The sequence below is a fragment of the Geodermatophilus tzadiensis genome (assembly GCF_003002915.1).
GTDB classification, from domain to species: Bacteria; Actinomycetota; Actinomycetes; order Mycobacteriales; family Geodermatophilaceae; genus Geodermatophilus; species Geodermatophilus tzadiensis.
Genome location: NZ_PVTG01000004.1, coordinates 68,860 through 81,724, shown reverse-complemented (window position 1 = coordinate 81,724; position 12,865 = coordinate 68,860). Strand labels below are relative to the sequence as shown.

General features: G+C 76.9%; 14 protein-coding genes. 9 read left to right on the top strand and 5 right to left on the bottom strand.

The window, feature by feature from the left end; translation table 11 throughout:
• The first annotated feature begins 35 nt into the window (after window positions 1-35).
• The 5 genes from LY71_RS07330 to LY71_RS07310 all read left to right on the top strand — a co-directional run bounded on the left by LY71_RS07330 (window position 36) and on the right by LY71_RS07310 (window position 5,496).
• On the top strand, window positions 36-338 hold the full coding sequence (locus tag LY71_RS07330) for a DUF2795 domain-containing protein (RefSeq protein ID WP_106276315.1): 303 nt from the start codon (window positions 36-38) through the stop codon (window positions 336-338).
• A gap of 79 nt (window positions 339-417) precedes the next feature.
• Window positions 418-2,007, top strand: a complete 1,590-nt coding sequence (locus LY71_RS07325; RefSeq protein WP_106276314.1) for a GGDEF domain-containing protein — start codon at window positions 418-420, stop codon at window positions 2,005-2,007.
• A 68-nt stretch (window positions 2,008-2,075) separates the two neighbouring features.
• A complete protein-coding gene (locus tag LY71_RS07320; protein WP_106276313.1) occupies window positions 2,076-2,660 on the top strand; it encodes a peroxidase-related enzyme in 585 nt (194 codons plus the stop codon).
• 36 nt (window positions 2,661-2,696) lie between these two features.
• Complete coding sequence (locus tag LY71_RS07315; protein ID WP_170121254.1) at window positions 2,697-4,430, top strand: GAF domain-containing SpoIIE family protein phosphatase; 1,734 nt, start codon at window positions 2,697-2,699, stop codon at window positions 4,428-4,430.
• 46 nt (window positions 4,431-4,476) lie between these two features.
• Entirely contained in the window at window positions 4,477-5,496 is a 1,020-nt protein-coding gene (locus LY71_RS07310) for an LLM class flavin-dependent oxidoreductase (protein WP_106276311.1), read from the top strand.
• Here the strand turns inward: LY71_RS07310 and LY71_RS07305 are convergent.
• Entirely contained in the window at window positions 5,479-6,402 is a 924-nt protein-coding gene (locus LY71_RS07305) for a diacylglycerol/lipid kinase family protein (RefSeq protein WP_245887740.1), read from the bottom strand. The genes LY71_RS07310 and LY71_RS07305 overlap by 18 nt on opposite strands.
• On the opposite strand from LY71_RS07305, the gene LY71_RS07300 reads away from it, so the two are divergent.
• Complete coding sequence (locus LY71_RS07300; protein WP_106276310.1) at window positions 6,403-7,536, top strand: MalY/PatB family protein; 1,134 nt, start codon at window positions 6,403-6,405, stop codon at window positions 7,534-7,536.
• Between the two features lie 4 nt (window positions 7,537-7,540).
• Here the strand turns inward: LY71_RS07300 and LY71_RS07295 are convergent, their stop codons facing one another.
• On the bottom strand, window positions 7,541-8,914 hold the full coding sequence (locus LY71_RS07295; protein ID WP_106276309.1) for an FAD-dependent oxidoreductase: 1,374 nt from the start codon (window positions 8,912-8,914) through the stop codon (window positions 7,541-7,543).
• A 10-nt stretch (window positions 8,915-8,924) separates the two neighbouring features.
• Window positions 8,925-9,365, bottom strand: a complete 441-nt coding sequence (locus LY71_RS07290) for an NAD(P)H-dependent oxidoreductase (RefSeq protein ID WP_106276308.1) — start codon at window positions 9,363-9,365, stop codon at window positions 8,925-8,927.
• A 71-nt stretch (window positions 9,366-9,436) separates the two neighbouring features.
• On the opposite strand from LY71_RS07290, the gene LY71_RS07285 reads away from it, so the two are divergent.
• A complete protein-coding gene (locus tag LY71_RS07285) occupies window positions 9,437-10,030 on the top strand; it encodes a dihydrofolate reductase family protein (RefSeq protein WP_170121253.1) in 594 nt (197 codons plus the stop codon).
• A gap of 41 nt (window positions 10,031-10,071) precedes the next feature.
• Here the strand turns inward: LY71_RS07285 and LY71_RS07280 are convergent, their stop codons facing one another.
• Together LY71_RS07280 and LY71_RS07275 are read right to left on the bottom strand one after the other, a co-directional pair.
• Window positions 10,072-10,368 (bottom strand): hypothetical protein, encoded by a 297-nt coding sequence (locus tag LY71_RS07280; protein WP_106276306.1) that lies wholly within the window; start codon window positions 10,366-10,368, stop codon window positions 10,072-10,074.
• A 72-nt stretch (window positions 10,369-10,440) separates the two neighbouring features.
• Entirely contained in the window at window positions 10,441-11,565 is a 1,125-nt protein-coding gene (locus LY71_RS07275; RefSeq protein ID WP_106276305.1) for an NDMA-dependent alcohol dehydrogenase, read from the bottom strand.
• Window positions 11,566-11,782: 217 nt separating this feature from the next.
• Here LY71_RS07275 and LY71_RS07270 point away from each other — a divergent pair, with 217 nt between their 5' ends.
• On the top strand, window positions 11,783-12,217 hold the full coding sequence (locus tag LY71_RS07270) for a VOC family protein (RefSeq protein WP_211297195.1): 435 nt from the start codon (window positions 11,783-11,785) through the stop codon (window positions 12,215-12,217).
• Window positions 12,218-12,277: 60 nt separating this feature from the next.
• Entirely contained in the window at window positions 12,278-12,856 is a 579-nt protein-coding gene (locus LY71_RS07265; RefSeq protein ID WP_106276304.1) for a GNAT family N-acetyltransferase, read from the top strand.
• The last annotated feature ends 9 nt before the right edge of the window (window positions 12,857-12,865 follow it).

Here is a 12,865-nt window from a genome sequence, read left to right as displayed (position 1 = left end):
CGGGGGCGTCCCGTCCCCGGCCCCGAGGAGACCCCGTGGCCCACGCCGTGCCCCCGCAGGACGTCGTCGCGCACCTGGGCGAGGTCGACTACCCCGCCGACAAGGACGCCCTGCTGGCCGCCGCCGAGCGGCACGGTGCCCCCGACGAGGTGCTGCGCGCCCTCCGGACGGTGCCGCCGGGCACCGACTACGCCCACGCCGACGAGGTGGTCCGCGCGCTGGGGCCGGCGTCGGACCCCGGCGAGGACCCGACCCACGCCGCCGAGGCGGCCCGCGCCGACGCGCGAGCGGCCTTCACCGGGCACCCGGCCGACGACGACGGTCCCGGCGCCGGCTGAGCCCGGTCCGGTCACCCGTCCGGGTGGTCCGCCCCCCGACCCCCTGCGGCACGGGACGCCCGGCGCCGAAGACGGCTGCGTGACCAGTCTCGCCGTCCGGCCGGAGGTGGGTCCCGACCCGGGGTCGGGCGTCCTCGCGCAGCTGGGAGCCACCCTCGACGAGCTCGAGACGCTGTCCCGCTTCGACTCGTCGGAGGCCGCCGCCCGCGCCGAGGCGGCGGTCGCCACCGCCGCCTCCCTCGGGCGCACCGACCTCGAGCAGCGCGCCCGGCTGGTGCGCGCGGACCTGCTGCGCCGCCGCGGCGCGGTCGACGAGGCCGGCCGGATCGCCCAGGACGTGCACCGCTGGGCCACCGAGGCGCACTCCCGTCACCTGCTGGCCCGCGCCTCCTTCGTGCTCACCGCCGTCTTCCAGGAGCTCGGCGACCTCTCCGGCGCGCTCGAGCACGCCGTGTCCGCCGTCGACCTGCTGGCCGACGACGCGCTGCCGGCGCTGCGCGTCGACCACCTCGTCCGGCTGGCCGACGTCCTGGGCCTGTCCCGCGACCCGGCCGCCCCGGAGCGCTACGACGCGGTGCTGCGGCTGGCCGAGGAGCTCGGTGACGTCGACCGCCAGGTCCGGGTGCTCAACAACCGCGCCTACACCGACCAGCTCGCCGGCCGGTTCGAGGACGCGCTGGCGGCCAGCACCCGGATGCAGGCGCTGGCCGCCGCGCACGGCACGCCCCTCGACGTGGGCGGGCTCGACACCGTCGCCCGCGCGCTCATGGGTCTGGGCCGGTTCGACGAGGCCGAGGCCGTGCTGCTGCCCGGGCTGGCCCCCGAGGTGCTCGGCGCCTCCGCGGACGGCGACGCCGGCGCCGACTTCCTGCTCACCCTCGCCGAGGTGCAGCGCCGCCGGGGTGCGGTCGACGCCGCGCAGCGCACGCTGGTCGAGTGCGTGCGCCGCTGCCGGCGGCACGGGCTGACCGCGATCCGGGTGCGCGCCCGGGCGGAGCAGGCCGAGCTGCACGCCGCCGCCGGTGACTTCCGCGCCGCCTACGCCGAGCACAAGCGCCACGTCGCCGAGCTGACCGAGCTGCAGTCGGCCCAGCGCGACGCCCGCGCCCGCACCCTGCAGGCGATGTACGAGACGACGGAGGCCCGCCGGCAGAGCCGCCGCTGGCGCGAGCTGTCGCTGCGCGACCCGCTGACCGGCCTGTACAACCGCCGCCACGTCGACGAGGAGCTGCCCCGCCTGCTCGACGCGCCCGGCGCGGAGCTGGTGTGGGTGGCGCTCGTCGACCTCGACCACTTCAAGACCGTCAACGACACCTGCTCGCACGCGGTGGGCGACGAGGTGCTGCGGGTCGTCGCCGGGCTGCTGCAGGAGACCGGCGCGCCGGGTCCCGGCTCCTTCGCCGCCCGGCTCGGCGGCGAGGAGTTCGTCCTGGTGCTGCCCGGCCCGGACGCCGGCGCGGTGGCCCGCCACCTCGAGGTGGTCCGCGCCGCGGTCGCCGCACACCCGTGGGAGCCGCTGACCGGCGCGCTGCCGGTGACGGTGAGCATCGGCGCCGCGAGCACCGCCGAGGTCGCCGACCGCACGGCCGCCCAGCTCCTCGGCCGCGCCGACGCCCGGCTGTACCGGGCCAAGCGCGAGGGCCGCGACCGCGTCGTCGTCACCGGCTGACCGCCGCCGACGGGCCGGCAGCCGACCGGGGACCGCACGCGCGGCCGCCGCGGGGCAGGCTGGGCGGCGTGAGCACCGACACCCCGATCAGCCGGTTCCCCGTCGCCGACCCCGCGGGCCTGCCCGCCGACCTCGCCGAGCGCTACGCCGACGTGCAGGAGCGCTCGGGCTTCCTGCCCCACGTGTTCGCCGCGCTGGCCTGGCGCCCCGACGAGGCCCGCGCCTTCTTCGCGATGCACGACGCGCTGATGGACAAGGACACCCCCGGCCTGTCCACCGGCGAGCGCGAGCTGATCGTGGTCGCCACCAGCGCGGCCAACGACTGCGCGTACTGCGTCGTCGCGCACGGGGCCATCGCGCGCATCCGGATGCGCGACCCGCTCCTGGCCGACCTGGTCGCCGTCGACTGGCGCAAGGCCCCGCTCGACGACCGCCAGCGCGCGGTGCTCGACGTCGCCGTCCGGCTGGCCACCGACCCCGCCGCGGTCACCCCCGAGGACCTCGACCGGCTGCGGGCGCACGGCCTGACCGAGGACGACGTGTGGGACGTCGGCGCCATCACCGCCTTCTTCGCGCTGTCCAACCGGCTGGCGCACTTCGCCGCGATCCCGCCCAACCCGGAGTTCCACTTGCTGGGCCGCCTGCCGCGCTGAGCGGGACCGTCCCCGCCCCCGGCTACCGTGGTGCCGGTGACCAGCACGGACGGGCCGGCCGACGACCCGGTGATCGCCGACGCCGACTTCGACCGGCTCGTCGCGCTGGTCCGTACCCTGCTCGACGTCCCCACCGCCCTGGTGACCCTGGTCGAGCCCGACGAGCAGGTCTTCCCCGGCGCGGTCGGCCTGCCGCTGCCGTGGCAGACCCTCCGGCGCACCCCGCTGTCGCACTCGTTCTGCCAGTACGTGCGGCACAGTGCGCAGCCGCTGGTGGTCAGCGACGCCCGCCAGGTGGAGGTGCTGGCCGACAACGGCGCCGTCGGCGACCTCGGCGTGATCGCCTACTGCGGCGTGCCGCTGCTCGGCCCCGACGGCGAGGTCGTCGGCGCGGTCTGCGCCATCGACGGCCGGCCGCGCGAGTGGACCGACACCGACGTCGCCGTGCTCACCCAGGTCGCCGGGCTCGCCACCTCGGAGCTCCGGCTGCGCGCCGCCACCCGGGACGCCGAGACGGCGCGCCGGGCCGCGGAGCAGGCCGGCGAGCAGAACCGCCTGCTGCTGCGGTTCGCCGAGTCCCTGGCCGACGCCGTCACCCTCCCCGACGTCGCCGCCGCCGTCACGTCGGCCGCCACGGAGGTCCTCGGCACCTCGCGGAGCTACCTCGGGCTGGTCGACCCGCGCACCCGCCGGCTGCAGCTGGTGCCCGCCGCGGGCCGGCGGGACGACGAGGCCGGCGAGTGGCCGTCGCTGCCGCTCGGGACCGACCACCCGCCGTCGGCGGCGCTGGCGGCCGGCCGCCCGCTCTTCCTGCCCGACGCCGCCACCACGCTGGCGCGCTTCCCTGCGGCCTCGTCCGCGGCCGGGGGTCCGGTGCCCTTCGAGGCGTCGGCGCACCTGCCGCTGCCGGTGGCCGGCGACGTGCCCGGCACGCTGAGCCTGGTCTGGGACGCGCCGCGGGCGTTCACCCCCACCGAGGAGGGCCTCGTCCTGGCCCTCGCCCGGTACACCGCCCAGGCCGTGGCCCGCGCGGTGCTGCTGGCCGAGCAGGAGTCGGTCGCCACCACCCTGCAGCGGGCCCTGCTCGGCGAGCTGCCCGCCCCGCCCGGGCTGGAGCTGGCCGCCCGCTACCTGCCCAGCAGCGCCGGCGCGCAGGTGGGCGGCGACTGGTGGGACGCCTTCGAGGACTCCGCCGGCGCCCCGGTGCTGGTCATCGGTGACGTCACCGGCCACGACGTCCGCGCCGCGGCGACCATGGGCCAGCTGCGGTCGATGCTGCGCGGCTTCGCCTTCGAGTCCGGGGAGCCGCCCGAGCGCGCCCTCGGCCGCCTCGACGCCGCGGTGGCCGGGCTCCGGGTGGGCGCGCTGGCCACCGCCGTGGTGGCCCGCGTGGACCCCGGCGACGGCGGCGGTCGCGTGCTGGCGTGGAGCAACGCCGGCCACCCGCCGCCGCTGCTGCGCCATCCCGACGGCACCGTCGAGGTGCTCGCCTCTCCCCCCGACCTGCTGGTGGGCCTGGACCCCGACCGCCCGCGCGCCACCCACCGCACCCGCCTGGCGCCCGGCAGCACCGTGCTGCTCTACACCGACGGGCTGGTCGAGCGGCGCCGCACCGACCTCGACAGCGGCATCGCCCGGCTCGCCGGGGCGCTCGCCGGGGACGACCCCGGGTCGCTCGACGACCTGCTCGACCGGCTGCTCACGGGCGTGCCCGGGTCCACCGACGACGACGTCGCGCTCCTCGCCCTCCGGGTGACGCCCGCCTCCTGACCCCGGGCACGCGTGGACGGGTCAGGGGCCGGGCACGATCGCACCCATGCCCGCCCCCGGCACCCCGCTCGAGCAGCTCGGCTTCCTCACCATCGGCACGTTCGACCCGGCCGACCCGCGCGCCGGCCACGAGGCCACGCTGCGGATGGTCGAGCTCGGCGAGCGGCTCGGGTTCGACAGCGCGTGGCTGCGGCACCGGCACCTGCAGTACGGCATCTCCTCGCCCGTCGCCGTCCTCGCCGCCGCCACCCAGCGGACCTCGCGGATCGCGCTGGGCACCGCGGTCACCCCGCTGGGCTGGGAGAACCCGCTGCGGCTGGCGGAGGACCTCGCCACCGTCGACGTCCTCTCCGGCGGCCGGCTGCAGCCCGGCGTCAGCATCGGCCCGCCGATGCACTGGGACGACGTCAAGGCCGCGCTCTACCCCGACACCGCCGACGCCGAGGACCTCACCCACACCCGCGTCGAGCGGCTGCTGCGGCTGGTCGCCGGGGAGCCCGCGGCGTCCTTCTCCGGCCGCGAGGGCCTGGTCGAGGAGTGGTCGGACCGGGTGCAGCCGCACTCCCCCGGACTGCGCGCGCGGCTCTGGTACGGCGCCGGCAGCACCCGCTCGGCGGAGTGGGCCGGGCGGGCGGGGATGAACCTGCTGACCAGCAGCGTGGTGCGCGCCGAGGGCGGCAGCACCGACTTCGCGGAGATCCAGGCCGGGCAGATCCGCTCCTACCGGGCGGCGGGGGGCGCCGGGCGGGTGTCGCAGGGCCTGGTGGTCGTGCCCACCGACACCGCGACGCCCGACCAGCGGGAGCGCTACGCCGCCTACGCCGCGGCGCGGGCCCCGCGGGTCGGCGTCCCGCAGGGCCCGGGCCGGCTGCTGTTCGCCCCCGACCTGGTGGGCACCTCCGAGCAGGTCGCCGAGGCGCTCTACGCGCACGCCGGCTTCCGCGAGGTCACCGAGGTCGTCTTCGCGCTGCCGTTCAGCTTCGCCGAGGCCGACTACGAGCAGATCCTCACCGACACCGCCACCCGGCTGGGCCCGCTGCTGGGCTGGTCACCGGCCGGGAGCTGAGGGGACCAGCACCGACCAGGCGGCCGGCTGCACGCGCCAGGTCCGCGCGGTCACCGGGTCCTGCAGCTCGCCGTCGGCGTCGAGCCCGACCGGCTCGCCGGACAGCGCCACCTCCCGCCCGCGGACGACCACGACGTCCTCGCGCCCGGCGTGCCGCCCGGTGGCCAGCGCCGCGGCGAACGCCGCCCGCGCCGCCGGGCCGGTCGCGGTGACGACGACGACGTCGGCCAGGCCGTCGTCCGGGCGGGCGTCGGGGGCCAGCGCGGTGCCCCCGCCGATCGTCGGCCCGTTGCACACCCCGGCCATCAGCACGGGGGTGCCGCCGTCGGCCACGGCCGTGCCGTCGACCTCCACCCGCAGCCGCCAGCCGGGGGTGGTGACGCCGGCGACGGCGGCGCCGACGGGGTAGGCGACCGCGCCGAGGGTGTCCTTGAGCCGGTGGGCGCGCTCCCCCGCGTCGGCGCCGACCCCGGCGTGCACCGCGTTGACCACGATGCCGCCGGCGTCGTCGCGCAGCAGGTCCAGCGGCCGCGCCGTCCCGCCGAGCACCACCCGGGCGGCCGCGGCCGGGTCCAGCGGCAGGCCGAGCGCCCGCGCGAGGTCGTTGCCCGTCCCGAGGGGCAGCACCCCGAGGGGCCGGTCGAGGGCACCGGCGCGGTCGAGCGCGGCCACCGCGGCGTGCAGCGACCCGTCGCCGCCGGCCACCACCGGCCGGCGGCCGTCGAGACCGGCCAGCACCCGGTCGAGCTCGGCGGCGTCGGCGGTGGCGGCCACCTCGACGTCCGTGTCGTCGCGGAGGACGTCGAGCGCGGTGTCCAGCGCCTCGTCGTCCGCCGTGCCGGCCGACCGGTTGACCACCACGAGCAGCGCCATGCCCGGATCGTCGCAGCCGGGCAGGATCGGCACGTGGCCGACGACCTCATCGAGCGACTGCGGGCACGCGGTGGGCTGAAGTGGACCCGTCACCCCGGCGCGCTCGGCGCGTGGGTGGCCGAGTCCGACCTGGGGACGGCGCCGGCGGTGACCCGGGCGCTGCACGAGGCGGTCGACCGCGGCCTGCTCGGCTACCTGCCCGACTGGCTGGCCGCGGACATGGCGCGGGCCACCGCCGGCTTCCTGCTCGACCGGCACGGCTGGGCGGTGCCGCCGGAGCGGGTGCGGCCGCTGCCCGACGTGCTGGCCGGCCTGTCCGCCGCGATCACGCACCTCTCCCGGCCCGGCTCGCCGGTCGTGCTGCCCACCCCGGCCTACATGCCGTTCCTGGAGGTGCCGCCGGCGCTGGGCCGCGAGGTGGTCGAGGTGCCGATGGCCCGCGACGGCGACCGGTTCGTCTACGACCTCGACGCGCTCGACGCCGCCTTCGCCGCGGGCGGGCACCTGCTGGTGCTGTGCAACCCGCACAACCCGATCGGCCGGGTGCTCGAGCCGGCGGAGATGCTGGCCGTCGCCGAGGTGGTCGACCGGCACGGCGGGCGGGTGTTCGCCGACGAGATCCACGCGCCGCTGGTGTACCCGGGGCACCGGCACGTGCCCTACGCGTCGCTGGGCGAGGTGCCCGCCCGGCAGGCGGTGACGGCGACGTCGGCGTCCAAGGCCTGGGACCTGCCCGGGCTCAAGTGCGCGCAGCTGGTGCTGACGGACGAGGCCGACGCGGCGCTGTGGGCGGAGGTGGGCCACCCGGTCGAGCACGGCGCCTCGACGCTGGGCGCCGTCGCCAACACCGCGGCCTACACCGACGGCGGAGCCTGGCTCGACGAGCTGCTCGTCGTCCTCGACGGGCACCGCCGGCTGCTCGCCGACCTCGTCGCCGCGCACCTGCCCGGCGTCCGGTACACCCCGCCGGAGGGCACCTACCTGGCCTGGCTCGAGCGGTGGGACGTGGACGGGCCGGGGGACCTGCTGCTGGAGCGGGCCGGGGTCGCGGTGGTCGACGGCGGGCGGTGCGGCGCGGCCGGCCGGGGCGCGGTGCGGCTGAACTTCGCCACGCCGGCGCCGGTGCTCGAACGGGTCGTCGAGCGGATGGGCGCGGCGCTGCGGTGACCGGTCAGCCGCGGGTGTCGGCCTCGACCGCCTCGAACGCCTTGCGGGCGGCGATGAGCACCGGGTCCCACACCGGCGCGAACGGCGGGGCGTAGGACAGGTCGAGGGAGAGCACCTCGTCGACGGTCATCTCGTTCCAGATGGCGATCGCCAGCGCGTCGACCCGCTTGGCCGCGCCCTCCTCGCCGACCACCTGGGCGCCGAGCAGCCGGCCGCTGCGGCGCTCGGCGATCATCTTGACGCGGATCGGGCTGGCGCCCGGGAAGTAGCCGGCCTTGGTCGTCGAGTCCACCGCCGCGGTGACGAAGGAGTACCCGGCCGCCTCCGCCTCGGCCTCCGACAGCCCGGTGCGGGCGGCCTCGGTGGCGCAGATCTTGGTGATCGCCGTCCCGATGACGCCGGGGAAGGTGGCGTACCCGCCGCCGATGTTGATGCCGGCCACCCGGCCCTGCTTGTTGGCGTGGGTGCCGAGCGCGACGACCACCCGCTGCCTGGACAGGCGGTGCACCGACTCGACGCAGTCGCCGGCCGCCCACACCCCGGGCACCTGGGTGCGCATCCGCTGGTCGACGGCGATGCCGCCCGAGGTGCCCAGCGGGATGCCGGCCTCCCGGGCCAGCCGCACGTTCGGCCGCACCCCCAGGCCGAGGACGACGAGGTCGGCGGGCAGCTCGCGGCCGCTCTGGGTCACCACCGCGCGGGCCCGGCCGTCGGGGCCGACGTCGATGGCCGCGACGCCGTCGCTGAGCACCAGCTCGATGCCCTCGCAGCGGACCGCCTCGGCGATGATCGCGCCGACGTCGGGGTCGAAGGTGCCCACCGGCGTGGCCGACAGGTCGACGACGGTGACCGCCAGCCCGCGGATCCGGCAGGCCTCGGCGATCTCCAGCCCGATGTAGCCGCCGCCGACGACGACCACCCGCTCCACCCGCCCGCTGTCGAGCTCGGCGCGCAGCGCCACGCCGTCGTCGAGCACCTGCACCCCGTACACGCCCTGCGCGTCGATGCCCTCCACCGGCGGGCGCATCGGCACGCTGCCGGTCGCGTAGACGAGGTCGTCATAGGGCTCGGTGCCCTCGGCGCCGGTCTCCAGGTCGTGCCAGTGCACGATCCCCTTGTCGGTGTCGATGCCGACCACCTCGGTGCGCATCCGGACGTCGAGGCCGGCGGCGCGGTGCTGCTCGGGCGTGCGGGCGACCAGCTGCGCCTCGCGCTCCACGGTGCCGGCGATCCAGTAGGGGATGCCGCAGGCGGAGTACGACGTCGCCCGGCCGCGCTCGAACACGACGACGTCGAGGTCGGGCCGCCGCTTCTTCGCCTGCGACGCCGCGCTGCCACCCGCGGCGTCCCCTCCGATGACGACCAGGCGCGTGCTCACCCCGTGGAGGCTAGAGGCTGACGGCGACCGTCGCGGCGAGTTCGCGGACGGCCTCGAGGTCCGCCCTGCTCGGCGCGCCGGTGAGGCTCAGCGGTGCGGCGACCTGCCTCCACCGCAGCGCGCCGGTGACCGTGCCGATGGCCCTGAGCGCGCCGGCGGTGTCGTCGCCGCCGTGCACGTAGACGCCGAAGGGCAGGCCCACGGTGGCGTCCAGGCAGGGGTAGTAGACGGTGTCGAAGAAGTGCTTGAGCGCGCCGCTCATGTAGCCGATGTTGGCCGGGGTGCCGAGCAGCACGCCGTCGGCGGCGAGCAGGTCGGCCGCGCCGGCCGACAGCGCGGGGCGCTCGGTCAGCTCGGCCTCCTCCACCATCGCCACGCCCTCGCGGACCGCCTCCAGCACCGCCTGCAGGTTCGGCGAGGGCGTGTGGTGGACGACGAGCAGCCGCGGCATGCCGCCCATCCTGCCCACGGCGGGGCCGCGACCGGCTGGTGCCGCCGGGCCCGCGCTGGTCTGATGGCCGCGTGCCCGGAGCAGACGGCGGCAGGACCCTGGTCGGCAGCGTCCTCGCGACCCTGGACGGGCGCCTCGCCGGCGCCTCCGACGCCCCGGCCTGGGCGGTGCCGCACCTGGGCAGCGACGCCGTCCGCGAGCACCGGGAGCGGCTGCACGCCGCGGCAACGACCGCGCTGCTGGGCGAGGGCGACTTCGTGCGCGCCCGGGAGTCCTGGCCGGCGGTGGCCCGCGACGACGCCGCCGACGCCCGCGACCGCGCGTTCGCGAGCTGGCTGGAGCAGGTGGAGAAGATCGTGTTCTCCACCACGATGACCGAGCCGGGGTGGGACAACACCTGGGTGCTCGAGGTCGACCCGTCCCAGGTCGCCTCCCACCTGCGCCGCCGCCGCGGGGACGACGTCCTGGTCCTCGGCGGGAGCGTCGTCACCCGGCTGCTGGCCGTCGACGCCCTCGACCGGCTGGCCGTCGTCTGGTGCCCCGAGGTGGTCGGCGACGGCCCGCGGCTGTTCGGCGACGGCCCGTCGGCCGCCCGCTGGGCGCTCACCGGCAGCACCGTCTCCGACACCGGGGCGCACTGCGCCGTCTACGACCGCGCGCGCTGACGACCGCCGGTGGACGGCCGGCGCTGTGGGCGACCGCGGCCTCAGCCGGGGCCGCGGTGGGCCGACCAGAGCTGCGCGGCGCGGTCGGCGGCCCCGGACACCAGCGCCGCCAGCTCCTCCCGGTCGGGGACGGGGAAGGAGACGTAGGCGCCGCGCCCGCCCGCGGTGGGCCGGCCGTAGGCCTTCGCCGCGAGGCGCCCGTCGGGCAGCAGGCGGACGTTGAGCGTGGTCAGCAGGAACTCCTCGCCGCGCCGGGTGTCGGTCCAGCGCAGGTCCTCGGGGACCACGACGTTGATCGCCAGGGCGCTGACCTCGACGGCGACGTCGCTGCTGCTCATGGCGCATGGTGGCACGGGTCCGGCCCGGGTCGTCCCGTCCCCCGTGCGGCGGGACGACCCGGGCGGGGCGGATCAGTCGAAGAGGACCAGCCCGCGGATGTTCCGGCCCGCCTTCATGTCGTCGAAGCCGTCGGCGACCTGGTCGAGCGTGTAGGTCCGCGTCACGAGCTCGTCGAGCTTGAGCGTGCCCGCCTGGTACTGGGCCAGCAGGCTGGGGATGTCCCACCGCGGGTTGCAGCCGCCGAACAGCGCACCCTGCAGCCGCTTCTGGAAGACCGTGAACATGGTGTTGTTGATCGGGATGCCGCCGCCGTTCCGCATGCTCCCGGTGCCGGTGAGCACCACCGTGCCGGCCTTGCGGATCGAGGCCACCGCCTCGGCGATGTGCTCGCCGGTGACGGTGCCGACCGCCACGACGGCCGCGTCGGCGCCCTGGCCGTCGGTCAGGGAGCGGGCGATCTCGGTGGCCTCGCCCATGGTGGCCGCACTGTGCGTCGCGCCCAGCCGCTCGGCGCACTGCCGCTTGAACTCGACCGGGTCGACGGCGATGACCGCCCGGGCGCCGATGGCGTGCGCGGCCTGCACGCTGTTGATGCCGACCCCGCCGACGCCCATGACGATGACGACGTCGCCGGCCCGCGCGTCGGACATGTGGGTGACCGACCCCCACCCGGTGGGGACGCCGCAGCCGACGAGCGCGGCCTTGTCCAGCGGCACGCGCGGGTCGATCTTGACCGCCGACCGGGCGTCGACGACGGTGTGCTCGCTCAGCGCGGCCAGGCCGTAGGCCTGACCCACGGGCCTGCCCTGGTAGGACATCCGGAAGCTGGTCGGGTCCTCGATCCGGGCGCCGCTGAACAGGCGCGCGCCGAGGTCGCAGAGGTTCTGCCGGCCGGTGGAGCACATCCGGCACTTGCCGCACACCGCGACGAAGCTGAGCACCACGTGGTCGCCCTCGGCCCACCCGGGCGTGTGGGGGCCTACGCCGACCACGACGCCGGCGCCCTCGTGGCCACCGGCGAGGGGCAGCCGGAGCGGCGGGGCGGACCCCGGCGGGACGTCGTGGTCGTCGGTGTGGCACAGCCCGACGGCGGCCATCTTGACGAGCAGCTCGCCCTCGCGGGGGTCGTCGAGGTCGACCTCGGTGGCCTCGTACCGGCCGGGCTGCGTGTGGAGTACGGCACTGCGTGTCTTCACGACTGCTCCTTGTCCCCCAGCGGACTCCCAGGTGGTTCATAGCGGACTTACAGGTTCGTGTCACCGGGGAGCGGAGCGCCGCGTCGCCGTCCCGACGCCGGCGGACCGGTGATCAGCCGCCCGGGATGCGCGACACGGTCGGGTGACCCGGGGACGTCGTGACCCGGCCGGTGGTCCGCTCGCCCCGGAGGGGAGCGACCCGGACCAGCCTCCCGCCGTGGCGGTCGATCTCTTCGCGGGCATCCCGGTGAGCGACCACGAGCGGGCGCCGGCCTGGTACGAGCGGCTGCTCGGCGCGACACCCGCTTCCCTGCCCGACGGCGTCGAGGCCGTGTGGGAGCTCGCCGAGCACCGGTACCTGGACACCGACCTGCGGCCCGCGCACGCCGGCCACGCGGTGCACACGCTGTTCGCCGACGACCTCGACGCGTGGGTCGGGGGGATCGCCGCCCGCGGCATCGAGACCGCCGAGCGGGGGACGTACGCCAACGGGGTCCGGATGGTCACCTACCCCCGGACAGCGACGAGATCCCGTCGCCCGCGAGGCGACCGCCATCGGGTGGCTCCGCCTGGTCACCGGCCTGGTGCTCCTCCTGGCCGTCATCGTGACCACGCGGCGCCGGCGCAGCGGCTCCGCCCGGCACCCGCGTGAGCCGCACACCGCCGGCCGGGCGACCGGTCCACGAACGGCTCTCGCCGCTAGCGTGTCCGGATGGGCATCGAGGTCCGGCCGGCCACGGAGGAGCTCTTCGACGACGTCGCCACGGTTCTCGGGCCGAAGAACCCGGACTCCACCGTCTGCTGGTGCCTCAGCCACCGGGTCGACTCGCGCACCAACCGCGAGCTGGTGGGGACGGCCCGCCGCGAGTACGTCCACGAGCTGACCCGCCGTCCGGTCGCCCCGGGTGTGCTCGCCTACGACGGCGGTGAGGTGGTCGGCTGGGCTGCCGTCGCGCCGCGGGCGGAGCTGCCCTTCGAGCGGTCGACGAAGATCCCGCACGTCGACGACCTGCCGGTGTGGTCGTTGTGGTGCGTGCGCGTGCGCCCCGGCCACCGCGGGCAGGGCATCGCGCACGCGCTCGTCCGCGGCGCCGTCGACTACGCGGCGTCGCAGGGCGCTCCCGCCGTCGAGGGCTACCCGGCCGACAGCGGGGACCAGCGGGTCGACACCACGATGGCCTATGTCGGGACGCGGAGGCTGTTCGAGTCGGCCGGCTTCACCAAGGCCGCCGACACCGACGCCGTCGCCGGTGGCTTCCCCCGGGTGCTCATGCGCCGCTCCCTCGGCTGAGCCGTCGGA

What these genes read in the sequence shown, in the direction of transcription:
- LY71_RS07310 (WP_106276311.1), top strand. Translation starts at nt 4,477, where the DNA reads ATGCCCGCCCCCGGCACCCCGCTCGAGCAGCTCGGCTTCCTCACCATC.
- LY71_RS07290 (WP_106276308.1), bottom strand. Translation starts at nt 9,365, where the DNA reads ATGCCGCGGCTGCTCGTCGTCCACCACACGCCCTCGCCGAACCTGCAG.
- LY71_RS07280 (WP_106276306.1), bottom strand. Translation starts at nt 10,368, where the DNA reads ATGAGCAGCAGCGACGTCGCCGTCGAGGTCAGCGCCCTGGCGATCAAC.
- LY71_RS07265 (WP_106276304.1), top strand. Translation starts at nt 12,278, where the DNA reads ATGGGCATCGAGGTCCGGCCGGCCACGGAGGAGCTCTTCGACGACGTC.